General features: G+C 73.0%; 19 protein-coding genes. 15 read left to right on the plus strand and 4 right to left on the minus strand.

Annotation, left to right across the window (positions count from 1 at the left end):
* Positions 1-7: 7 nt before the first annotated feature.
* From RM779_RS14720 to griH, 10 genes are all read left to right on the plus strand, one after another.
* Positions 8-427: a tyrosinase family oxidase copper chaperone gene (locus tag RM779_RS14720; protein WP_311618136.1), complete on the plus strand. Its 420-nt coding sequence runs from the start codon at positions 8-10 to the stop codon at positions 425-427.
* Positions 428-452: 25 nt separating this feature from the next.
* Positions 453-1,373, plus strand: a complete 921-nt coding sequence (gene griF, locus RM779_RS14725; protein WP_311618137.1) for a grixazone synthase — start codon at positions 453-455, stop codon at positions 1,371-1,373.
* Between the two features lie 89 nt (positions 1,374-1,462).
* Positions 1,463-2,440 (plus strand): ABC transporter substrate-binding protein, encoded by a 978-nt coding sequence (locus RM779_RS14730; RefSeq protein ID WP_311618138.1) that lies wholly within the window; start codon positions 1,463-1,465, stop codon positions 2,438-2,440.
* 29 nt (positions 2,441-2,469) lie between these two features.
* Positions 2,470-3,267, plus strand: coding sequence for an ABC transporter permease (locus tag RM779_RS14735; RefSeq protein ID WP_311618139.1), 798 nt, complete (start codon positions 2,470-2,472; stop codon positions 3,265-3,267).
* Entirely contained in the window at positions 3,264-4,049 is a 786-nt protein-coding gene (locus RM779_RS14740) for an ABC transporter permease (protein ID WP_311618140.1), read from the plus strand. The genes RM779_RS14735 and RM779_RS14740 overlap by 4 nt, the downstream gene beginning before the upstream one ends.
* Positions 4,050-4,072: 23 nt before the next feature.
* On the plus strand, positions 4,073-4,924 hold the full coding sequence (locus tag RM779_RS14745) for an ABC transporter ATP-binding protein (RefSeq protein WP_311618141.1): 852 nt from the start codon (positions 4,073-4,075) through the stop codon (positions 4,922-4,924).
* Positions 4,921-5,757 carry a creatininase family protein gene (locus RM779_RS14750; RefSeq protein WP_311618142.1) on the plus strand — a complete coding sequence of 279 codons (837 nt, stop codon included), beginning with the start codon at positions 4,921-4,923 and terminating at the stop codon, positions 5,755-5,757. The genes RM779_RS14745 and RM779_RS14750 overlap by 4 nt, the downstream gene beginning before the upstream one ends.
* A 243-nt stretch (positions 5,758-6,000) precedes the next feature.
* The gene (locus RM779_RS14755) at positions 6,001-7,284 is read left to right on the plus strand and encodes an aspartate kinase (RefSeq protein ID WP_079252184.1); all 1,284 of its coding nucleotides are present in this window, start codon (positions 6,001-6,003) and stop codon (positions 7,282-7,284) included.
* 14 nt (positions 7,285-7,298) lie between these two features.
* The gene (locus RM779_RS14760; protein WP_311618143.1) at positions 7,299-8,126 is read left to right on the plus strand and encodes a 2-amino-3,7-dideoxy-D-threo-hept-6-ulosonate synthase; all 828 of its coding nucleotides are present in this window, start codon (positions 7,299-7,301) and stop codon (positions 8,124-8,126) included.
* Between the two features lie 93 nt (positions 8,127-8,219).
* On the plus strand, positions 8,220-9,326 hold the full coding sequence (gene griH / locus RM779_RS14765) for a 3-amino-4-hydroxybenzoic acid synthase (protein WP_311618144.1): 1,107 nt from the start codon (positions 8,220-8,222) through the stop codon (positions 9,324-9,326).
* 63 nt (positions 9,327-9,389) lie between these two features.
* Here griH and RM779_RS14770 read toward each other — a convergent pair whose 3' ends face one another.
* Complete coding sequence (locus tag RM779_RS14770; protein WP_311618145.1) at positions 9,390-13,175, minus strand: S8 family serine peptidase; 3,786 nt, start codon at positions 13,173-13,175, stop codon at positions 9,390-9,392.
* Positions 13,176-13,321: 146 nt separating this feature from the next.
* On the opposite strand from RM779_RS14770, the gene RM779_RS14775 reads away from it, so the two are divergent.
* Positions 13,322-14,323, plus strand: a complete 1,002-nt coding sequence (locus RM779_RS14775; protein WP_311618146.1) for a helix-turn-helix domain-containing protein — start codon at positions 13,322-13,324, stop codon at positions 14,321-14,323.
* 403 nt (positions 14,324-14,726) lie between these two features.
* Here RM779_RS14775 and RM779_RS14780 read toward each other — a convergent pair whose 3' ends face one another.
* Entirely contained in the window at positions 14,727-15,332 is a 606-nt protein-coding gene (locus RM779_RS14780) for a TetR family transcriptional regulator (RefSeq protein WP_311618147.1), read from the minus strand.
* A 72-nt stretch (positions 15,333-15,404) separates the two neighbouring features.
* On the opposite strand from RM779_RS14780, the gene RM779_RS14785 reads away from it, so the two are divergent.
* The 4 genes from RM779_RS14785 to RM779_RS14800 all read left to right on the plus strand — a co-directional run bounded on the left by RM779_RS14785 (position 15,405) and on the right by RM779_RS14800 (position 20,947).
* Positions 15,405-16,253 carry an SDR family NAD(P)-dependent oxidoreductase gene (locus tag RM779_RS14785; RefSeq protein WP_311618148.1) on the plus strand — a complete coding sequence of 283 codons (849 nt, stop codon included), beginning with the start codon at positions 15,405-15,407 and terminating at the stop codon, positions 16,251-16,253.
* 367 nt (positions 16,254-16,620) lie between these two features.
* Positions 16,621-17,136 (plus strand): SigE family RNA polymerase sigma factor, encoded by a 516-nt coding sequence (locus tag RM779_RS14790; RefSeq protein ID WP_311618149.1) that lies wholly within the window; start codon positions 16,621-16,623, stop codon positions 17,134-17,136.
* Positions 17,133-17,588, plus strand: coding sequence for a hypothetical protein (locus tag RM779_RS14795; RefSeq protein WP_311618150.1), 456 nt, complete (start codon positions 17,133-17,135; stop codon positions 17,586-17,588). Before RM779_RS14790 ends, RM779_RS14795 begins: the two co-directional genes overlap by 4 nt.
* Before the next feature lie 62 nt (positions 17,589-17,650).
* Entirely contained in the window at positions 17,651-20,947 is a 3,297-nt protein-coding gene (locus RM779_RS14800; RefSeq protein ID WP_311618151.1) for a S8 family serine peptidase, read from the plus strand.
* 69 nt (positions 20,948-21,016) lie between these two features.
* Here RM779_RS14800 and RM779_RS14805 read toward each other — a convergent pair whose 3' ends face one another.
* Positions 21,017-21,625 carry a hypothetical protein gene (locus RM779_RS14805; RefSeq protein WP_311618152.1) on the minus strand — a complete coding sequence of 203 codons (609 nt, stop codon included), beginning with the start codon at positions 21,623-21,625 and terminating at the stop codon, positions 21,017-21,019.
* A 276-nt stretch (positions 21,626-21,901) separates the two neighbouring features.
* Positions 21,902-22,672: an IclR family transcriptional regulator gene (locus tag RM779_RS14810; RefSeq protein WP_311618153.1), complete on the minus strand. Its 771-nt coding sequence runs from the start codon at positions 22,670-22,672 to the stop codon at positions 21,902-21,904.
* Between the last annotated feature and the right edge of the window lie 51 nt (positions 22,673-22,723).

Genomic DNA, 22,723 nt, shown 5'->3' on the forward strand with positions numbered 1-22,723 from the left:
TGACCCCATGCACCTCAACAGGCATCTGAACAGGCGCGAGATGGTCGCGGGTGTCGCCGGAACGGCCCTGGTGGCCGCCGCGGCGGCCACCCCGCTGGTGGTGGGCGACGGCGGTGCGGACGTACACGCCGCCCACGGCGGTGGTGAGGACGCCGGAGACCACCCGGGCGCGGGCGCCGGCGCGTACGTCGAGGAGTACCAGGGCCGCACCATCAGAGTCGTTCCCGAGGCCGAGGGCGGCGGCGTCTTCATCGACGACCGGCCGTTGCACCTGATGAAGTTCGCCGACGACGCGTACCTCAGCTCCATGTGCCACTACGAGATGGCGCCCACCCCGCTGCACGCCGCCCGCCGGGCGGTCGAGGAGCTGCGCGGCGCGGCGCTGCTGCCGTCCGGGCACCACGGCACCCACATCACGGTCGTCTGACGCCCCGGTCGAAAGGGAGGCCCCCATGGTGCACATCCGCAAGAACCACCTGAACATGAGCCGCGAGGAGAAGCGGCGCTTCGTGCACGCGGTGCGGGAGATCAAGCGGCGCGGCATCTACGACCGTTACGTGGACCTGCACATACGGATCAACTCGCGGGACTACCTCGACAAGGAGACCGGGAAGCGGCTCGGCCACATCAACCCCGGCTTCCTGCCCTGGCACCGCGAGTACCTGATGCGCTTCGAACGGGAGTTGCAGCGCGTCGACCCGCGCGTCACCCTGCCCTACTGGGACTGGACGACCGACCACGGCGAGGACTCGCCGCTGTGGGACGAGGAGTTCATGGGCGGCAACGGGCGGCCGGGCGACCGGCGGGTGATGACCGGCCCGTTCGCCCGCGACAACGGCTGGGTGCTCAACATCAGCGTGATCCCGGTCGGGGACGAGAACCCGGCGCTGAACGGCAACTACACGCACGACGACCGCGACTACCTGGTGCGCGACATGGGGACCCTCACCGACGTGCTGCCCACGCCGCGGGAACTGGACGAGACGCTCGCGCTCCCGGTCTACGACTGCGCCCCGTGGAACCACACCGCGGGCGGCGAGGCCCCGTACAACAGCTTCCGCAACCACCTGGAGGGCTACACCAAGTTCCCCTGGGAGCCGAAGGTGGGCAAGCTGCACGCCGCCGGGCACGTCTGGGTGGGCGGCCACATGATGTACATCGGCTCGCCCAACGACCCGGTGTTCTTCCTCAACCACTGCATGATCGACCGCTGCTGGGCGCTGTGGCAGGAACGGAACCCCGACGTGCCGCACTACCTGCCGCTGACCGACACGCGGGACGTGCCGGACCTGCACACGCCGCTGGGGCCCTGGCACACGAAGACGCCGGCCGACCTCATCGACCACACCCGGTGGTACCGCTACGACGCGTAGCGCGCCGCGGCGGGGCGGGCGGGCTGTGCCGACCACGGCCCGCCCGGCTCCGCCGCTCCCCAACTTCTCCCGAAGCCGATGGAGTTGCCATGCTGCCTCTTCGCCGCGGACACGTCCGCGCGGCCCTCGCGGCCGCCACGGCCCTGCTGCTGACCGCCTCCGCCGCCTGCGGTCCCGGGGGCGGCGGAGCCAGCGGAGGCGACCCGGACGACCTCGACCTCGGGGTCATCCCCATCATCGACGTCGCCCCGATCCGGCTCGGCATCGAGCAGGGCTTCTTCGCGGAGGAGGGCCTGACCGTCAGCATGACGGAGTCCCAGGGCGGCGCGGCCATCGTGCCCGCGGTCACCAGCGGGAGCCTCGACATCGGGTACTCCAACATCGTCAGCCTGCTGCTCGCCAGGAGCCAGGACGTGCCGGTGCGCATGGTGTCGGTGGGCGCCCGCGCCTCGGCGGACGCGCTCGACGACGGGTCGGGGCAGCTGATGACCGCGGACCCCGGCCTGACCGACGTCGCGGACCTGCGCGGCGGAACGGTCGCGGTCAACACCCTCCTCGGCATCAACGAGGTCGCCGTCCGGACGGGCCTGACGCGGCACGGTCTCTCGGGCGATGACGTGTCGCTGGTCGAGGTGCCCATCCCCAATATGCCGGCCGCCCTGGCGGCCGGCGACGTGGACGCCGCCATGCTCAGCGAGCCGTTCATCACGATCGCCGAAGGGCAGGGGGCGCACGCCGTCCCCGTGAGCTACGCGGCGATGGGGCAGGGGCTGCCGATCGCCGGCTGGTTCACCTCGGAGAGCTTCGCCGCGGAACACCCCGACGTCGTCGACCGGTTCGCGACGGCGTTGGAACGGTCCCTGCGGTACGCCGAGGAGCACCCCGACGAGGCGCGGGCCGTCCTGGACGACTACCTGGACCTGGCGGAGGGCGTGAGCGCCCAGGTCACCCTGCCCGGTTGGGACCCGCGCACCGACGCGGCGGAGCTTGAGGACCTGGCGCGGCTGACCACCGAGGCGGGCCTGATCGAGAACACGGACCCGCTGGACGGACTGCTGGCTCCCTGAGCCCCGTCCCCGACGTGGGAGTTGACGCGATGACGTGGTATCCGCACCGCAGCATCCGCGCGGTGCCAGACGGACTGCTAGGCCCGCTGGGCCTGCTGCTGTGCGCGGGCCTGCTGGAGGCGGCCCCGCGGCTCGGTCTCGTTCCGGCCGCGTACCTGCCGCCCCTGAGCGAGACGGCCGCCGCGCTGGCCGACGAGGCGGCCGGCGGCGCGTTCTGGAGCGCGCTGGCCGACACGCTCCGCGGCTGGGGGTACGGGCTGGCCGTCGCCGCGGCGGCGGGCGTGGTGCTCGGCCTGGTCATCGGCGGCGCGGCGCCGCTGCGCAGGGCCACGGCCTCCACGATCGAGTTCCTGCGGCCGATCCCCTCGGTCGCGCTGGTGCCGCTCGCGGTCCTGCTGTACGGCACCGGGCAGACGTCCACGCTGCTGCTCGTGGTGTACGCCTCGGTGTGGCCGGTGCTGCTCCAGGTGCTGGCCGGGGTGCGGGACGTCGACCCGGTGGCGCGGGACACGGCGGCCGGCTTCCGGCTGTCCTGGTGGCTGCGGCTGCGCCACCTGGTGTGGCCGACGGCCCTGCCGTTCCTGATGACGGGGCTGCGGCTCGCCGCCTCGGTGGCGCTGATCCTGGCCGTCACCGCCCAGTTGGTCATCGGCGCCCCCGGGCTCGGGCGGGAGATCGCGCGGGCCCAGGCCGCGAACGCCGTGGACCGCATGTACGCCCTGGTCGTGGTGACCGGGCTGCTCGGCGTGGCCGTCAACGCGGGCGCGCGGGCACTGGAGCGGCGCGTGCTGTTCTGGCACGCCTCGGTGCGGAAGGAGGCGGCATGAGGATGCTGGCCGCGGGCGCCGTGCGGCTCGCCTACCTGCTGGGGCTGCCCGCGGCGCTGCTCGCGCTGTGGGGCGTGGTGACCGCGGGCGACCGGTACCTCTACTATCCGCCGCTGAACGAGATCGCCGCCGCGTTCGGCGAGACATGGTTCTCCACGCGGCTGGCCGATGACGTCCTGCCCAGTCTCGGGCGGCTGGCGGCCGGTTACTCGGGCGCGGTGCTCGCGGGCGTCGCGCTCGGCGTGCTGCTCGGCTCCCGCCCGCGGCTGCGGGCGCTGTCGGAGCCGGCGCTCGAGTTCTGCCGCGCCCTGCCGCCGCCGGTGCTGATCCCGGTGCTCATGCTGGTGGCGGGCATCGGCGACACCATGAAGATCACGGTGATCGTCACCGGCGCGGTGTGGCCGGTGCTGCTGAACACGGTGCAGGGCGTCAGGTCGGTGGACGAGATCCTGGCCGACACGGCGCGCTGCTACGGGCTGACGGGGGCCGCGCGGCTGCGCCGCCTGGTGCTGCCCGCGGCGAGCCCGGCGATCGTCACCGGCATGCGGCAGGCGCTGTCCATCGCCCTGATCCTCATGGTGATAGGCGAGATGTTCGCCAGTTCCAGCGGACTCGGCTTCGCCATCGTCCAGTTCCAGCGCGGCTTCGCCATCCCGGAGATGTGGAGCGGGATCTTCCTGCTCGGGCTCGTCGGGTTCGGCCTCTCGCTGCTGTTCGGCCTGTTCGAGTCCAGGGTCCTCGGCTGGTACCGGGGGCTGCGGAATGCCACACGAGGAGAGTGACGAGGAGAGTGACCAACGAAGTCATGACCACACAAGCGCGCGTATCGCCGCCCGCCGCCCCCGCGCGGCGGGGGCGCCTTGAGGTCGAGGGCCTGGCCAAGACATACCGGGGGAAGCGGCGGACCTTCGAGGCCGTGCGCGACCTGACGTTCACCGTCGAGGCGGGCGAACTGGCCTGCGTCGTCGGCCCGTCGGGCGCCGGGAAGACCACGCTGCTGCGCTGCATCGCCGGGCTGCTGCCGCCGAGCGCGGGCGCGGTGCGGCTGGGCGGCGAGCCGGTGCTCGCGCCGCCGCCCGGCATGGCGGTGGTCTTCCAGGAGTACGCGCGCAGCCTGTTCCCCTGGCTGACGGTCGCGCAGAACGTCGAACTGCCGCTGCGGCAGAAGAAGTTACCGAAGGCCGCCCGCCACGGCCTGGTCGAACGTTCCCTCGCGGCCGTCGGCCTGGCCGACGTGCCTGACGCCCATCCGTGGCAGCTGTCCGGGGGCATGCAGCAGCGGGTGGCCATCGCCCGCGCCCTCGCCTACGAGCCGGACGTGCTGCTGATGGACGAGCCGTTCGCCGCCGTGGACGCCCAGACCCGCGCCGAGCTGGAGGACCTGACCCGGTCGTTGTGGCACGAGCTGCGCATGACCGTGCTGTTCGTCACGCATGACATCGACGAGGCCGTCTACCTCGGCGAACAGGTGCTGGTGCTGTCCGCCTCGCCGACCGTCGTGCTGGACAGCGTCGCCGTCGACCTGCCCGCGCGGCGCGAGCAGCTGGCCACCCGCGCTCTGCCCCGGTTCGCCGAACTGCGCGCCGAGGTCTTCACGTTGATCCAGCGGGCCAAGACCTACCACACCGCGCCGCCGGCCGGGGAGGCGCGGGCGTGACGCCCGCGCCGGACGGGGACGTGCTGGCGGGGACGGTGGCCGAGCTGACCTGGGGCGAGGTGGCGCGGGCCGCCCGGGAGGGCGCGGTGCTGCTGTGGGCGTTCGGCGTGATCGAGCAGCACGGCCCGCACCTCCCGGCCGGGACCGACGTCTACCTGCCGAGCGCCTGGCTGCGCGCGGTCCGCGTCCTGCTGGCGGAACGGGGCGTGCGGGCGCTGATCGTGCCGCCGTACTACTGGGGCGTCAACGTCGTGTCCGCGGGCTTCCCCGCCTCCTGGAGCGTCAGACCCGCGGTGATGACGGAGGTCATGGCCGACGTGTTCGCGGGCCTTGCGGGCGACGGGTTCCGGCACGTCTTCTGCTTCTCGGGGCACGGTGACGCGCTGCACAACAGGACCGTCCACGCGGGGGTGCTGGCCGGGCGCGAACGCTGCGGTGTGGACGCCACGTTCGTGATGGAGCCCGGCCTCGCCGACCGTCTCGGCCCCGCGCCCGGCGACCCGGCCGTCACGGTGCTGCCGCCGACCGCCGCGCCCGCCCGCGGCGGGCCGCCCGATCTGCACGCCGGGCGGGAGGAGACATCGCTGATGCTGGCCGGGCGGCGGGACCTGGTGCGCACCGCGCTCCTGGCCGGGCTGCCGCCCACCGATCTGGGACCGCGGGAGGTGGCCGCCTGGCGGCGCGGCCACGAACACGCCCGCAGCGTCACCCCGGACGGCTACCTCGGCGACCCGGCGGCGGCCTGCGCCGCGCACGGGCGCACCGTGGCCGCGGACGCCGCGGAACGGGCCGCGCACGCCATCACGGAACGCCTGCGCCGCGCGGCGGCCTAGGGTCCGTCTGCGGGTCCGTCTGCGGGTCGTCTGCGAAGGGACGTCCGTTCAGCGGACATGTGCAAGGGCTCCGGACTGCTCGTTGTCCGGGGCCCTTCCGTATGTCCGCCGCCGGTGCGGGGCGTTCATGCGGTGATGCGGGCACGATGCGGGCATGGTGCGGTAGGGAAACGGGCACGATACCGGGCTCCCGCAAGCTCGTCGCAACGAATCGGAAGCAACGGTGCGACGAGCGGAGGCGGCATGGTGGCGCTGAGGGCCGGGAGCGCGGGCGAGGTGGTGGTGCAGAAGTACGGCGGCAGTTCGCTGGCCACCGGCCACCAGCTGGAGAACGTGGCCCGGCGCGTGGCCGCCGCGGCCGGCGCGGGCCGCCGGGTGGTCACGGTGGTGTCCGCCCGCGGCGACACCACCGACGACCTGCTCGACCTGGCCGGGAGCATCAACCCCCGGCCGCGCGGCCGGGAACTCGACCAGCTGCTCGCCACCGGGGAGACCGCCTCCGCCTCGCTGGTCGCGATGGCACTCCAGCGCATCGGCCGGCCGGCCACCGCGCTGACCGGCGCGCAGAGCGGCATCCTGGTCAGCGGCCCGCACGGCCTTGGCACCATCGTGGCGATCGACACCGAACGCGCCGGCCGCCTGCTCGACGCGGGCGAGGTCGTCGTGGTCGCCGGGTTCCAGGGGCTCACCGCCGAGGGCGACACCATCACGCTGGGCCGCGGCGGCTCGGACACCACCGCCGTGGCGCTCGCCGCGGAACTCGGCAGCCGCCACTGCGAGATCTACACCGACGTGCAGGGCGTGCTCACCGCGGACCCGCGGGTGGTGCCCGCCGCCCGGGTGCTGCCCACCGTCGACATCGACGTCATGGCCGAGATGGCGTTCGCCGGGGCGCGGGTCATGCACGCGCGCGCCGTTGAACTCGCCGCCCTCTACGGCATCGACATCCACGTCGGCGGCTCCGCGGCCCGCGATATCGGCACCCGCATTCTTCACAGGGACGGAGAGGACATGCTAGAAGCAAGGGCCGCCGTCGTGGCGGTCGTCCACGAGGCCGACGTGGCCCGGGTCACGTTCACCAGCGCCGCCGACCGGGGCGATCCGGCCCCCGCGGTCTTCGACATCCTCGCCAGGCAGGCCATCCCGGCCGATATGGCGACCGTCACCAGGACGCCGGGCGGGGACATGTCCGTCGGGGTGACCGTCGGCCGCGCCCATACGCCGGCCGTCCGGCACTGGTTCACCGCACTGGCCGGGCCGGCGGGCGGCGTGGACGTCGACGAGCACCTCGCCAAGGTCTCCATCGTCGGCAAGGGGCTGCTGAGCCGCCCGCAGTACGCCTCCAGAATGCTCAACTCCCTCACCGGTACGGGCATCGGCGCGCGCCTGCTGTCCGCCTCCCAGCTGCGGGTGTCGGTCACGGTGCCGAACGGCGATTCGGTGCGCGCCGTCCGGCTGCTGCACACCGAGTTCGGCCTCGACGCCGGAACGGACACGGAGCACCGTCACCTCTCCCACCAGCCATGACCCGGGGAAGCCAGATGATCAACAACACTTCGTTCGCCAGACGGCTCCGCCTGCAACGGCTGCACCACCACGACCCGGAACGGCTGTTCGTCGTGCCGCTGGACCACTCCCTCACCGACGGGCCGCTGACCCCGTCGGGGCGGCTGAACGCGCTGGTCGGCCAGCTCGCCGCGCACCACGTGGACGCGGTGGTCCTGCACAAGGGCGCCCTGCGGCACGTCGACCCCGAGTGGTTCACCCGCACGTCGCTGATCGTGCACCTGAGCGCGAGCACCGCGCACGCGCCCGACCCGGATGCCAAGTACCTCGTGGCGAGCGTGGAGGAGAGCCTGCGCGCGGGCGCCGACGCGGTCAGCGTGCACGTGAACCTCGGTTCCGCGGGCGAGCGGCAGCAGATCGCGGACATGGCCGCCGTCGCGGACGCGTGCGACCGGTGGAACGTGCCGCTGCTCGCCATGGTCTACCCGCGCGGGCCGAGGATCGACGACCCGCGGTCGCCCGCCCTCGTCGCCCACGCGGTGCAACTGGCCGCCGACCTCGGCGCCGACCTGGTCAAGACCCCGTACGTCGGCTCGGTCGCCGGCATGGCGGCGATCACCGGCACGGCCCCCATCCCCGTGGTCGTGGTCGGCGGGCCCCGCAACCAGGACGAGGCGCAGACGCTCGCCTACGTCGAGGACGCGCTGCGCGGCGGCGCCGTCGGCGTGGCCATGGGCCGCAACGTCTTCCAGGCCCCTGACCCGGGCGCCATGGCGGACAAGCTCTCCGACCTCATCCACCAGAAGGGCGCGGCGCTGCCCGCCGGTGCCGCCGGTACCGCCGGGCGGGCCGTGGCGGCCTGAGCCGCGCCCTCGCAGCCCCGCAACCCCGCGCCCCCGCACCCCCGCACCCCCGCAAAGCCCAGTGATCCCGCACACCATCCGAGGAGTTCTTCCGTGAAGCTCAGCTGGCTCGACATCCGTTCCCTCGGCGACGCCCGTGACGCCATCCTCCAGGAGGCGCTGCACCACCGGGTCGAGGCCGTCGTCTCCGACGACCCGGCGGACCTGAAGGACCTGCCGCCCACCGTGACGAAGGTGCTGTTCCCGCAGGGCAAGCCGCTGCCCGAGGACTTCGGGGACGTCTCGGTCGTCATCGTGGACCCGGCGCGGCACGGCACCACCCCGGCCGAGCTGGCCGCACGCCACCCGGACCTGGAGTTCGGGCGGTTCGTGGAGATCATCGACGCGCCGACGCTGGAGGACGCCTGCGTGTCGGCGCGCACCGAGAAGTGGAGCCTGCTGCTGTTCCGCGACCCCACGAAGATCCCGCTGGAAATCGTGATCGCCGCGGCGGCCCGCGCCGAGGGCTCCCTCATCACCGTCGCCAAGGACGTGGAGGAGGCCGAGATCATCTTCGGCGTGCTGGAGCACGGCGCGGACGGCGTGATGATGGCCCCGGGCGCGGTCGGTGACACCGCGGCGCTGAAGCGCGCCGCGCAGGCCGAGGTGCCGGACCTCGACCTGGTCGAGCTGCGGGTGGTGGACACCGCCCACGTCGGCATGGGCGAGCGGGCCTGCGTCGACACCTGCACGTACTTCCGCGAGGACGAGGGCATCCTGGTCGGCTCGCACTCCAAGGGCATGATCCTGTGCGTCAGCGAGACGCACCCGCTGCCGTACATGCCGACCCGCCCGTTCCGCGTCAACGCCGGTGCGGTGCACTCGTACACGCTGGGGACCGACGAGCGCACCAACTACCTCAGCGAGCTGAAGACCGGCAGCAAGGTGACGGCCGTCGACATCAAGGGCCGCACCCGTCTGGTGACGGTCGGCCGGGTCAAGATCGAGTCCCGGCCGCTCATTTCGATCGACGCCGAGGCGCCCGACGGCCGGCGGGTCAACCTGATCCTTCAGGACGACTGGCACGTGCGGGTGCTCGGCCCCGGCGGCGTGGTCCTCAACAGCACCGAACTGAAGCCGGGCGACACGGTGCTGGGCTACCTGCCAAAGGAGGACCGGCACGTCGGCTACCCGATCGCCGAGTTCTGCCTGGAGAAGTAGCGCCCCGCTCCGCCGGGCGGCCGGTGGGCCGCCCGGCGGCGCGGCACGCGCCCGGCCTCCGCGTCACCCGCGGTGGGTCCAGGCGTCGCGGACGGTCTGCTCGACCCGGTTGCCCGCCGCGTCCGCCGCGGTGACGCGCAGGGTCACGGCCGCGTCCCCGTCGACGCCGTGGGGGCGCCGCAGCGTTGCGTCGAACGCGTTGCCGCCGCGCGGGCGCACCCGGACGGCGTCGGCGAACGTCTCGCCGCCGTCCCACGACGCGGCGACCTCCACGCTCACGCCGCGCGGCGCGGCCAGCCCGTCCTGGTGGCGGACCGTGATGCCGACGATGTGGGTGCGGGCGGGGCGCACCGCGTTGTGCGCGTCGGCGCCGGTGGCGTAGTCGAGTTGCAGCAGCGGCAGGAGCGTCTCCTCCTGCGCCGTGTCCGAGGAGAAGCGCCAGGACGTTTCGGTTCTGGTGCCGAACTCCCAGGTGGCCGCGGTGCGTTCGGTGGTGAGGTCGAGCCGGTAGTCGGCCTCGCCCGGTGCCACGTCGAACGCGGCCCGCCCGGAGTCGGCGGTGCCCGCCTCCTCGCCGTCGCGGTACAGCGCCGCGGTGACACGGTCGCCCGACCTGGCGCGGCCGGCGTGGCCGTCCGAGTCGGTGAACTCCGGGATGTCCAGGCGCAGCGCGTCGCCGGTGCGCACCGAGGGCTCGCCCGTGCCGCGCGGGATGGCGGGCCTGACCACGGAGGCGGTCCAGCGTTCCGTGCCGGAGTCCCGCGCGTCGTAGGTGCGTTGCGCGCCGCGCGGGGCGAACCCGGTGACCGGCTGGTCGTAGAACCCGGACAGCGCGTGGTGCACGTAGTGCTGCCAGACGGTGTCGCCGGTGCTGATGTACTCGGTCCGGGTGGTGCCGGTGGGCACCTCGCGCGGCGAGTCCGGCATGGCGATGCCCTGGTGCGGGCGCCAGCTGATGCGCTGGGCCGAGCCCCAGGCGGCGCTGCCCGCCTCGGTGTAAGTGACGGACACCCGCGCGGTGTTGCGGTCGGTGACGGTGTGCACGACGCGTTCGGGGATGCGGTCGGCCGAGGTCTGCATCACGTCGTAGAGGTAGGGGCTCTCCGCGGTGCCGGAGAACGTGACCCTGGTGCGGCGATCGGCCGCCCGGTCCAGCAGAGCCGTGCCGTGCGCGTGGCCGACCCGCACGACGGGCAGGGCGAACACGTTGCCGTTGGGGCGCCAGCGAGTCCAGTGGCCCTGGCCGGGGGCCGCGACGATCATCAGCCCCTTCGCCCCGGCCTCCGCGGCCCGCTCGGCCAGCGACGCGTAGCCGCCGCCCGGTTCGCCGCGGACGACGGCGAGCCGGCCGCGCACGTCGGAAAAGTCGGGTTCCGGCCCCTCGCCCGCGTCGGCGACGACGAGCCGGTCGCTGCCGCGGCCGAACAGCGGGGCGGCCGACAGGTAGTAGGGGTCAAGGTCGAGCCGGGAGCCGGGCACATCGGCCTCAAGCACGGGCGCGACCAGCTGCCAGCGGGAGGCGAACTCGAACGCGCCCGCGCCGACGGTCCTGGTCGGGGTCACCATCAGCCGGGCGGAGCCGATGGGCTGGGTGAAGGAGTGCGTGAAGTCGTGCCCGTCGTAGTGCCGGTAGTACTGGTAGTTCATCCAGCTGCGCTGCTCGGCGGGGCGGGGCGTGCGGATCTCCACGGGGGTGCTGCGGCTGAGGTCGAGGGTCACCTCGGTGTCCGCGGCGACCTCCACCTCGGGCAGCACGCCGAGGTACACCTCGCTGATGTTGTCCGCGCCGCGGGCGTTGGCCGTGTCGCTGATCAGGTAGGTGCCCTCCTCCACCTCGGCGCTGGGCGTGCGCCCGGTGGTGTCGGGGGCGATGAAGCCGTCCGGGCCCCAGATCAACGGCCAGGCGCCGGGCACCCGTTCGCCGTCGGGGCCGATGACGGTGGGGGTGAGCGTGTGCACGGGCCCGTTGACGTTCATGCCCAGTGTGGTGTGCACGGCGGTGCCGTCGTCGGCGGTGGCGGTCAGGTAGCCGTAGTAGTCGCCGCGTTCCGCCTGCCGCGGCTCCGCGGTCAGCGTCACCTCGGCGGTACCGCCCGCGGGCACGTCCACGGTGTCGCGGTCCGGCGTCAGGGCCGCGGCGTCCAGGGGACGCCCGCCGGTGGTCTCCAGGGACAGGGCGAGGTCCAGGGTGACGGGCGCGTCGGAGGTGTTGGTGTAGCGGACGGCCGTCTCGCGCGGCGCGTCCCCGCCGTTCTCCTCGGTGCCCTGGGTGAACGGGCCGAGGGCGGCGGTGCCGGTGGCGGCCAGGCCGCCGGTGACGGCCGCGGCGACGTCGGCGCGCCCGCCGCCCTGCTCGTTCACGGCGGTGCCGGGCACGAGCGCGGAGGTGCTGATCAGCGCGTCCTTGAGCCGGTCCGCGGTCCAGTCCGGGTGCCGCTGCGCGAGCAGGGCGGCGGCGCCCGCGATGTGCGGGGCGGCCATCGACGTTCCCGAAGCGGAGGTGTAACGGGCGTCCACCGGCTGCCCCATGGCGGTGCCCTCGGCGCGGGCCGCGACGATGCCGACGCCGGGCGCGGTCAGGTCCGGTTTGACGGCGCCGTCGCCGACGCGCGGCCCGCGGCTGGAGAACGGGGCGAGCGCGTCGTCGCGGTCCACGGCCCCGACGGTGAGGGCCGCGTCGGCCGAGCCCGGCGAGGAGACGGTGGAGCGGCCGTTCTCGCCGTCGTTGCCCGCCGAGACCACGAACAACGTGCCGGTGGCGGCGGTCAGTTCGTCGACGGCGCGGCTGAGCGGGTCGGTGCCGTCGCTCGGCCCCGCGGAGCCCAGGCTCATGTTGACGATGTCGGCGCCCTCGGCCGCGGCCCACTCCATGCCCGCGATCACGGCCGACTCGCTGCCCAGGCCGTCGTCGCCCAGCACCTTGCCGATGAGCAGGTCGGCGGCGGGCGCCACGCCGCGCCTGCTGCCGTCGCCCGCCGCGCCCGAGCCGCCGAGGGTCGCGGCGACGTGCGTGCCGTGGCCGAACGCGTCCCCGGTGCCGGAACCGCTGCCGGAGAAGTCGCGGCTGTCGGTGATCCGCCCGGCCAGGTCGGGGTGTCCGGCGTCGGCGCCGGTGTCGAGGACGGCGACGGTGACGCCGCTGCCGTCGTAGCCGGCCGACCAGGCGCCGGGCGCGTTGATCTGCCCTGTGCTGCGGTCGAGAACCGGGCTCACCCGGCCGTCGAGCCGCAGGCGCGGGGCCGCGCCCGCATCGCGCGCCCCGCCGTCCGGCGGGCCGAACTCGGCCCAGAACGCGCCGAGGTCCCCGGTACCGATGCGCAGCGAGGTGGCGTCGATGCTGTGCAGCCGGTGGGAGGGCTCCCCGGGATCGTGCAGCGCGGCGAGGGCGTCGGCCTCGGCCGCCGAAACGCCCTCGCCGCGGGTCACCAGCAGCGGCAGGCTGTCGGTGCGGGCGGTGTCGTAGCCCTGCTCGATCAGGCCGGTGACGTCGAAGAGTCCGGCGTCGACCGTGCCGTCGAGTACCAGGGGGCGGGCGTCGGAAGGGAGGACGGTCAACCGGCCGTCGCGTTCGATCTGCTCGAAGTGGAGGTGCTCGCGGCCAGGGCCCGGCGTGACGGAGGCGACCTGCCGACCGTCACCCGCGTCGACGAGGGTCACCATGTCGCCCGTGATCAGCGGAACTTCGGCCGTCGCCCCGGCCGTCTCGCCGACCGGGGCGGCGGGTTCGCCGCCGGGCGGCGGGGGGCCTTCGGCCGGCCGGGCCGAGGCCGGCAGGGCGCCACCGGCCGCGAGCAGCAGCCCCGTTGACATCGCCGCCAGCAGGCGGGCAGTCCATCTCTTATGCCTCACGCGCTCTCACCTTTCGTTCACAGGCCAGAATCCGGGCGCCCGGACGGGGTGTCACGCTTTCCGGATGGCGCAGTAGCGACATGTCGCCATTGCGACAGGCGGGACGTCCGGTGACCGATTCGGTGATAATGCGGGCGGGAGGCACGATGCTGGAGGCGGCAGGGCTGACAACGGACGAGGAGGCCGTCTACCGGGAGCTGGTGGCGGTCGACGCGGCGACGCCGGACGACATCGCGGGCAGGACCGGGCTCACCCCCGCCTGTGCCGAACGTCTGCTCGCGGGTCTTGAACGCCGCGGCATGGTCATCAGGGCGGGCCGCACGCCGGCCCGCTACACGGCCAGCCCGCCGGACGTGGCGCTGCTGCCGCACCTGCGGCAGCGCGCGGAGGCGCTGGAACAGGCCAGGGCCGCGGTGACCGACCTGCTGGAGACCTACCGCGGCACGCGGCGGCGGGACGACGCCGCGCAGCTGATCGAGGTGGTCACCGGAGCGGCGGCGCTGCGGCAGCGGCTGCGCCAGCTCCAGAGCAGCGCGCGCCACGAGACGCTGTGGTTCTGCAAGGCGCAGTACGTGGCGATGCCGTCGGGCAGCAACACCGCGGAGTACGACGCGCTGGCGCGCGGGGTGCGCTACCGGGTGCTGTACGAGCGGGCGTTCTTCGAGGACGCCGGCGCGGTGGACAACGTGGTGGCCGGGGTGCGGGCGGGCGAGGACGCCAGGTCCGTTCCCCAACTCCCGCTGCGCATGGCGATCGTGGACCGGCGGCTGGCGTTGTGCCCGCTGGTGCCCGGCGGCCCGCACGGCAGCCCGCAGGAGCCGACGGCCGCGCTGCTGCGGGACAGCAGTCTGCTGCACGCCCTGCTCGCCCTGTTCGAACGCTACTGGGCCGACGGCGTACCGCTCGCGGTGAGCGCGTCCGGCACGGTCACGGTGCCGGAGGGGGTGGCGGAGGGGACGCCGCTGTCGGAGGACGACCAGCACCTGTTGTCCCTGCTGGTGGCGGGGGTGGCCGACAAGGCGATAGCGAGCCAGCTCCGCCTGAGCAGGCGCACGGTACAGCGCCGCGTCCAGCACCTGATGCGCCTGACCGGCGCGGCCAGCCGCATGCAACTGGCCTGGCTGGCAGGCCGCAAGGGCCTGATCTGAGACCCGCCCCCAGCCTGCCCTGTTGCCGCAACGCCGCAACGCCGTACCGCCGACCGCCTGTTCCGGATCGGACCCGGCTCGGCACCGCCCGCGGCTCAGCCGCTGCGCCGTGACTCAGGGAACGCGGGGGCGCGCGGTGCCGCGCTCGGTGAAGGGGGCGCGTAGCACTTCGGTGAACAGCTTGCCAGCCGACCTTGATGAGGTCGCGCACGGTGTGCGACGGCACCCGGCGACGCGCACCCCTGCGTGTTCCAGCCGCACCCGCCTGGTGACGGTCGCCGGGTCAAAGATCGACCAGCCTCGCTGAACTCGTGCGCCGTCACGGCCTGCGTTGGGTGTCATCGACGACCGGCGCGATTCGCCGCGACCGGGTCAGTCTGATGGCCGGAGTACGCCGTTGCCGTCACTTGTGGCGGAGAGGCACGTCCATGGCGCGATCCAGGATCGGCGCGAGCGCTTGGGGCCGGTCGGTTGAGGTCCATGCGGTCAACGCCGCCTCCACGCAACCCAGGGCCGCGGCGATCAACGCATGAGCACGCGGGTCGGAACGATCGGCCGGGTCGGCGTCGAGGCGACGCGCGACCTCAGGCTGGAGCAGCCCGTGCCACCGTGCGTTTTTCTCCCGATGCCGGGCAGCCAGCACCGGAGTATTCATGATGAGGCGAGTCAGGGACCGAACTCGCTCATCGTGGGCTTCATAGTGCTCGATCAGCGGATCGAGCGCACGTCGCATCGCGACCCAGGGTGCTTCGCTGAGCGGACGAGCGGCCAGCGTGTCGCGTAGTCGCTCACCTGAGTCAAGTGCTGCACCGAGAACCGCATCTTCCTTACTGGGGAAGTACCGGAAGAACGTGCTGCGGGATACCTCGGCAGCCGCACAGATGTCATCAATGGTTGTCGCCTCGTAGCCGCGCTCAAGGATCAGGTCCTGGACGACCGCGGCCACCTCGGCGCGCATGACCTCGCGCGCTCTCGCCCGGACACCACCAGCAGCGTGCTTCGCTCCCATACCCAAAGGGTACTACACTCCAGAAGTGGTACCGTGTCTCACATGCGTGACCGAGTCCCACCTGGAGAGCGGATGAACGACGACATCAAGGGCAGTAGCAAGGTGATCGTGATCACCGGAGCGAGCGACGGCATCGGCGCCACCGCCGCTCGCCTGCTGAATCAGCGTGTGCACGAGGTGATCGTCGTCGGGCGCTCGCCGCGGAAGACGGCAGCCGTGGCGGCAGAACTCGGCGTGAACCACTTCGTCGCCGACTTCGCTCGGCTGGACGATGTACGCAAGCTCGCGGCCGACCTCGACGCCGCCTACTCGCGCATCGATATCCTCGCCAACAATGCCGGTGGCGTGTTCGGCGATCCCGTCAGGACCGTCGACGGCTTCGAGAAGACGTTCCAGATCAACCACCTCGCGGCGTTCCTTCTCACCTCCCTGCTCATGGACAAACTGGTCGCGTCGCGTGCAACAGTGATCCAGACCACGACATTGCACGGCGGCAACGTCCGCAAGCTCGACTTGGACGATCTCAACTCCGACGGCAATCTCAACCCGATCCGCGCCTACAACGCCGCGAAGCTTGAGAATGTGCTGTTCACCAAGGAACTCCACCGCCGCTACCACTCGCAGGGGCTGTCTTCCGCGGTGTTCTATCCAGGCATCGTCAGGACGAACTTCGGCTCCGAGACCACGAGCCGGCTGATGAAGTTCCTCTCGTCAAGCCGCGCCGTCAGCGCCACGGTCGGCACGCCACCCGAAAAGGGAGCAGATCAACTCGTCTGGCTCGCCGAGAGCGAACCCGGCCGCGACTGGGCGTCCGGCGAGTTCTACGTCAAGCGCAAGACCGGAGCACGGCTGAACCGCCTTGCGCACGACGCCGATCTCGCGCGCGGCCTGTGGCAGCGATCCGAACAACTGATCAACTGACCGACTGAGGCAGGTACTCACACTCGCCACGGCCTACTTCGTCCACCGCCTCCGTGCCCAGGTGCGCGTCGCCGAGTTGGTTCATGCATGCAGCACCTGCCGCAGCGTCAGGTCCGTCCAACTCCACGCGCCGCGCGGAGAACCGGCGAGCCACCCGCCAGATGATCTACACCGCGGACCGCTCGCACCGCGTCTCCAAGCCTTCTCCTCTGACCGGCGCGGCGTCGCCCGCCCCGGGGCCTCGGCCCCTGCCTCCGAGCGGTTGGTCCGACCCGCACAGAACTTTTTCGCCACACATGCAACGCCGCGCCGCCCCGTTCCGTATCCACAGGAGGAGAAGGGCGTCGGAGCGGCGAAAGGTCGGCGGGTGAGGGAAGCAGCCCGAGAGCGTGAGTTCCGGGAGTTCGCCGAGGCGCGGCAGCGGCCGCTCAGACGCAGTGCCTACCTGCTGTGCGGCGACTGGCACGAGGCGCAGGACCTGACCCAGACGACGCTGATGAAGCTGTACGCCGCCTGGGGCCGGGTCCGGCGCGACGGCAACGTGGAGGCGTACGCGCGCACCATCCTCATCCGCACGTTCATCGACCAGCACCGGCGCCGCGGAATGCGGGAGGACCCCGTGGAGGAGCTGCCGGAACTCCCCGACGCCCGGGCTCCGGCGCCGGCGCCGGAGCTGCGCCTCGTGATGCAGGCGGCGCTCATGAACCTGCCGCCGCGTTACCGGGCGGTGTTGGTGCTGCGGTTCTGGGAGGACTGGAGCGTGGAGCAGACGGCGCACGCTCTGCATGTCTCCCCCGGCACGGTCAGGAGTCAGAGCGCGAGAGGGCTGAGCCGGCTTCGGCGGCTCATCGAGCGGGGAGCCGTTGAGGTGAACAGGGCATGACACTGATCACGAACCGGCCGGACGACGACGACCTCCGTGGCGTCTTCGAGGCCATCCTCGCGGGCGAACCGGAGCCGCCGCTCGGCGATGTGACCTCGTCGGCGATCGCCGACGGGCGCCGGCTGCGCCTGCGCCGCAGGGCCGCCGCGGCGGCGACGCTCACCACGGCGCTGGTCCTCGCGGTCGTGGGCGTCTCGACGTTCACCCACTCCGCACCTGAGCCGGGCCGCCCCACCGTTCCCGCGGAGCACCCGCCCACCGGGCCCGAGCCCTCGCTGCACCCGGACACTGACACCGACACCGACACCGACGATGACGCCGACACCGACGATGACGCGGATGTCGACGAGCGGAATCCCGGGGGCCGGAGCCCCGCGGACCAGCGGGGCGATGAACGGCCGCCCCCGCCGTCAGAACGGAACCCCCCAACCGTCACTCCGAGGCGGTCATAGCTCCGCACGCGGCCCGAAGCCGGGTGCGGTCCCACCGATGATTCCCCCACGATTTGGGAGGCTTGTTGAACACGCGAGGCAGGAGAACGGGCGCGGCGGCCGCCGCCACCGGGCTGGTGCTGGCCATGACGGCCGGGCTCGGTGGTGCGGCAGCCGCCCCCGCCGGGCACGAGGGCGGAACGGGCAGCGCGGCGGCCACCGCCGGCGGCTCCGCGGTGACGCTCATCACCGGCGACGAGGTGCTGCTCGACGCCGACGGGGCGGTGTCCGCGGTGGTCAGGGCCCAGGGGCGGGAACACATACCGATCCGGGTCTTCGAGCGGGACGGCGCCACGCTGGTGGTGCCGTGGGACGCGCAGTCGCTGATCGACGAAGGGACGGTGGACGAAAGCCTGTTCAACGTCACCGAGTTGTCGCGGGAGGCGTACCGCGCGTTCGCCGGCCTCCCGGTCATCGTCGCTTACGACGAGGGCTCCCGCGCCATGGCCCGCACCCTCCGCGCGGACACCGGCGTGGAGGTCCGCGACTCGTTCGACGCGCTGGAGGCGGACGCGCTCACGCTGTCCGAGGAGGACGCCGCCCCGCTGTGGGAGACCCTGACCCAGGGCCCCGGCGAGGACGGGATGTCGCTGTCCGCCGCCCCTGGGGTGCGGACGGTCTCGTTGGACCGGGTGCGGCAGGCCACCCTGGACAACAGCGCCGGGCAGGTGGGCGCGGACCAGGCGTGGGAGGCCGGATACGACGGCAGCGGGGTGACGATCGCGGTCCTGGACACCGGGATCGCCGCCGACCACGGCGACTTCGAGGACAAAATCCGCGCCGAGGCCGACTTCACCGACGACAACACCGAGGGGGACAGCGACGGGCACGGAACGCACGTGGCGTCCACGGCCGCCGGGAGCGGCGACCGTTCCGACGGCGCCTTCCGCGGCATCGCCCCGGGCGCGGACCTGCTGGCCGGCAAGGTACTCGGGGAGTACGGCGGCCTTGACTCCTGGATCATCGCGGGTATGGAGTGGGCCGTCGAAGAAGGCGCCGACATCGTCAACATGAGCCTCGGCGGCCCGGCGCGCCAGGGCAGCGACCCGCTGGTGGAGGCGGTCGACGCGCTGTCCGAGGAGCACGGCACCCTCTTCGTCATCGCCGCGGGCAACAGCGGACCGGCCGCGGGGACCGTGGGGTCGCCCGGGGTGGCGCCGTCGGCGTTGACCATCGGCGCGGTCGACGACGAGGACGCGGTCGCGGACTTCTCCTCGGCGGGGCCGAGTCCGGTCGACGGGTCACTCAAGCCGGACATGTCCGCGCCGGGCGTCGAGATCGCCGCCGCCGCTGCCGCCGGCAGCGGGGTCGAGCTGACCGGCACGCCGGTCGCGGACGGATACGCGGCGATCAGCGGAACGTCGATGGCCGCCCCGCACGTCGCGGGCGCCGCCGCGCTGCTGCTGCAACGCCACCCCGACTGGACCGGCGAACAGCTCAAGGCGGCGCTGGTCGGCTCCGCGGCCGATGTCGGAGGCGCGCCGGTGCGGCTGGGCACCGGACGGCTCGACATCCCCCGCGCCCTGGACCAGACGCTCACCGCCGACGCGAACACGCTCGACTTCGGCGCGGTCGCCCCGCCCGCGGGCGCTGCCGACCCGATCACCCGGGAGATCACCTACCACAACCAGGGCGAGGCCGACCTCGACCTGGCCCTGGACCTTTCGACCACCGCGCCCGGCGATGGCGGCGCGCCGGAGGGGCTGTTCGCCCTCTCCGCGGAGACGGTGACCGTGCCGGCCGGGGGCACCGCCACGTTGGAGGTCGTCGCCGACCCCGCCGCCCTCGCGGCGTCCGACGACGGCCACTACGGCCTCGTCGTCACCGGCACCTCGGGCGACCAGCAGGTCCGTACCGCCGGTACCCTCGCGCTTGAACCCGAACAGCACGATGTCACCATCGAGATCACCGGCCGGGACGGTAACCCCGCCGAGGGCGCGCGGGCGTTCGTCGTCAGTCCGGACGCCGGGTTCAACGCCCTGTCCGCCGGTGGCACCGTCACCGGACAGGTGCCCGACGGGGACTACCTCATCGAGGTCGTCGCCCCCGACCCGTACGCCGGCGCGGCCGAGGGCGGCAGTGTCGAGTGGGCGGTGGCGCCGCGGGTGACGATCGACGGGGCGACGACCCTGGAGGTCGATCTGCGCGAGGCGGAGCGGCTGGACTTCACCGCCCCCGACCCCGACGCGGAGCTGCGGGAGCTGGCGACCACCTACGATTCCCCCGGCGTCAGCGGGTGGATGTGGTACTTCGGGGCGCCGCCGGACGGGGTCAACAGCCTCTCGATCGCCGAGCCCCCGGCCGATGACCCCTTCCAGGTCTCGCTGCTCTCCCACCACGCGGGCCAGGACGGGCAGCAGTACCTCGGCCACCGCGTACTCGAAGGCACCTTCCCCACCGGTCTCGTCAACCACCCCGCGGCCTCGGACATGGCCCACGTCGCCGCGACCGTCGGCACCCGGGCCGACGGAGCCGAGGGCTGGGCGGGCGCCGCACCCGAGACGTTCGGCCTCGGCGTCGGCACCGCGGTCGGGCTGCCGGGCACGGTCGACTTCTGGCTCCAGCCCGGCATGCCGTGGCGCCTTTCCAGTACCCAGTACGGCGCGGACGGCGCGGGCGTCCAGCAGGTGATGTATCCCCCGGAGGAGTTCCCCGCGGGAGAGACGTCCGAACGCGTCCTGAACGCCGGGGTCTTCGGGCCCGCCTACCCGAACGGCGCGGCGTTCTTCCGGGAGGGCAACCTGCTCTTCGGGGACCTCTCCCTGTCCACGCCCGGCACCGGCGAGAGCGGCTGGGCCGAGTTGGGCCCCGGCAGCACGCGCGTCTACCGTGACGGCGAACTCGTGCGCGACCTCACCGTGTCCGCGGCGGGCCTTGCCTTCGGACTCCCCGAAGGCGAGGCGGAGTTCCGGATCGTCTCCACCGCCTCCCGCGCGGACCTCGGCTACACCGACACGTCCACGGAGGTCATGGTCGACCACACCTTCACCTCCGCGACCACCGACACGTACGAGCCGGTCGTCGGCCCGCTGGCCGTGCGGTACTCCCCCGCGCTCGCCGCGGACAGCACCGCGCCGGCCGGGGAGGGCTTCGCCGTCCCGGTGAGCGTGGCGGGCGGCACGGCCGCGTCCCTGACGGTCGAGACCTCCACCGACGGCGGCGAGAGCTGGGCCACCGTCCACGACGGCGCCGGCGACGTCTCCGAGGTCGCGGTCGACAACCCGGCCGCCGGCGGCTCGGTGTCCCTGCGCGCCACCGCCGTGGACGCCGACGGCAACCGCACCGTTCAGACCGTCATCGACGCCTACCACACCCGCTGAGTCACCCGGGTCCCCCGCGGCCCGCCGGACGGTTGCCGTCCGGCGGGCCGCGGCCGTCGTCCGGTCCGGCTACGCCGTCGTTTCCGCGTCCGCGTCCGCGTCCGGCGGGAAGGTCGGCGGAACGTGAACCGGCGGGTCATACACGTAGTTGCAGCGCACGACCTCGTCCTCGGAGCCCTGGACCGAGCAGTAGTCGGGGAAGGTGTCGGCGTCCCAGGAGGTGCCGTCCCTCAGCTCCAGGCGGATCTCCAGCTCGGGCGTCCAGTCCCCGGCGCACGCCGTTCCCGCCGTGCAGGTGTGCGTCGCGGCGGTGGAGGATTCGGCGCACTCGCTCCCGTCGTCCGAGACGCAGTTGTCCTCGTCGAGGGAGATGCGCGTCTCGTCGTGGTGCACATACAGCTCGGACTCGATGCTGTAGATGTCCGAGCTGCACTCGACGTCCCCCGTCGGCTCGACGCCGACGCTGGTGAGGGTGTACGAGTCGTCCCACCACCACTCCACGTAGGGGTCGAGCACCCAGGAACACTCGATGTACTCGTCGGCGGCGCTCAGGGACAGGGTTTCGCCCTGTGCGGCGGGCTGGTCATGGCGCGGCTCGGGATCGGCGGCCTGGGCCGTGGGGCCTCCCAGGAACAGCAGTGCCGCCATGGCGGTACTGCCCAAGGCGAGTGCTTTCACGATGCGTTGCTCCTTGGTTCTCGGTGGGATGGGCGAGGTGGAGCAAGGGCCACGGTGACACGGCAGGTGTGCCGGGAATCACGGCTGTGAGGCCCGGAGGTGCGGAGGTGCGGAGGTGCGGAGGAAACGAACGCGGCCCGGGCAGTCGCCGAGGCGCACCCCGTTCCACACGGCGCGCAGGCTATGCCCGAACCCCCGGGACCCCTCCCCGGCGGCGCGCGCCGTCGCTCGGTACCGCTCGGTGCCGCTCGGTGCCGCTCGGTGCTCAGCCGGTGCTCAGCCGGTGATGCGGTTGCGGGCGTGGCGCAGGGCGTCCAGGATGACCTCTTCGCGGGCCGGGTCGAGGCGGACGAGGGGAACGGAGCAGCTCAGCGCCTCGTTGATGGCGCCGCCGAAGTGCAGGGGGACGGCGAAGCAGCGCAGGCCGAGGGTGGATTCCTGCTCGTCCACGGCGTGGCCGCGGCGCGCGACCGTCTCCAACTCCTCCCGCAGCCGCGGCCTGCTGGTGATCGAGTGGGGGGTGCGGGCCGTGAGGGTGCCGGGAAGCAGCGCGTCGACCTCGGGCCAGGGGCGGTGCGCCAGGACCGCCTTGCCGAGGCCCGTGGACCAGCAGGGCAGGCGGCGGCCCGGCTTGGAGACCACGGCGAGCGAGTGCCGGGACGGGCAGGTCGCGAGGTAGACGATCTCGTGTCCGTCGAGCCTGGCGAGGTGGATCGTCTCCCCGAGCTTGCCGGACAGGTCGTTCATGACGGGCTGGGCGCGCCGCACCACGTCGTCGTGCTCGACGTAGGCCGCTCCGGCGCGCAGGGCCCTGATGCCGAGGTGGAAGCCGGAGCCGGTCTGATCCTGCTCGACCCAGCCGGTACGGACCAGTGTCATGAGCAGGGCGTAGGCGCTGGCCCGCGGGATGCCGAGGTCGCCGGTGACGTCCCGCAGCGTACGGGGCGACTCGGCGGCGCTGAGGTATTCGAGCAGGGCGATGGTCCGGTCGGCGGATTTCACGCTGCGTACTCGACCGGCGTCCTGCGGCCCGTCCGATTCCGTCACGGTTTTCTCCTCTGCATCTCTTGACGCCTGCGCCCGGGCAGCACTTTACTC

Source organism: Streptomyces johnsoniae, assembly GCF_031845565.1.
Taxonomy (GTDB): Bacteria; Actinomycetota; Actinomycetes; order Streptomycetales; family Streptomycetaceae; genus Streptomyces; species Streptomyces johnsoniae.

Bases quoted from the DNA above. Each gene is read 5' to 3' on its own strand.
- RM779_RS14720 (WP_311618136.1), top strand. From the start codon at position 8: ATGCACCTCAACAGGCATCTGAACAGGCGCGAGATGGTCGCGGGTGTC.
- RM779_RS14780 (WP_311618147.1), bottom strand. From the start codon at position 15,332: ATGGGAGCGAAGCACGCTGCTGGTGGTGTCCGGGCGAGAGCGCGCGAG.
- RM779_RS14775 (WP_311618146.1), top strand. From the start codon at position 13,322: ATGCTGGAGGCGGCAGGGCTGACAACGGACGAGGAGGCCGTCTACCGG.
- RM779_RS14730 (WP_311618138.1), top strand. From the start codon at position 1,463: ATGCTGCCTCTTCGCCGCGGACACGTCCGCGCGGCCCTCGCGGCCGCC.
- RM779_RS14785 (WP_311618148.1), top strand. From the start codon at position 15,405: ATGAACGACGACATCAAGGGCAGTAGCAAGGTGATCGTGATCACCGGA.
- RM779_RS14735 (WP_311618139.1), top strand. From the start codon at position 2,470: ATGACGTGGTATCCGCACCGCAGCATCCGCGCGGTGCCAGACGGACTG.
- RM779_RS14745 (WP_311618141.1), top strand. From the start codon at position 4,073: ATGACCACACAAGCGCGCGTATCGCCGCCCGCCGCCCCCGCGCGGCGG.
- RM779_RS14755 (WP_079252184.1), top strand. From the start codon at position 6,001: ATGGTGGCGCTGAGGGCCGGGAGCGCGGGCGAGGTGGTGGTGCAGAAG.
- RM779_RS14740 (WP_311618140.1), top strand. From the start codon at position 3,264: ATGAGGATGCTGGCCGCGGGCGCCGTGCGGCTCGCCTACCTGCTGGGG.
- RM779_RS14795 (WP_311618150.1), top strand. From the start codon at position 17,133: ATGACACTGATCACGAACCGGCCGGACGACGACGACCTCCGTGGCGTC.
- griF (WP_311618137.1), top strand. From the start codon at position 453: ATGGTGCACATCCGCAAGAACCACCTGAACATGAGCCGCGAGGAGAAG.
- RM779_RS14760 (WP_311618143.1), top strand. From the start codon at position 7,299: ATGATCAACAACACTTCGTTCGCCAGACGGCTCCGCCTGCAACGGCTG.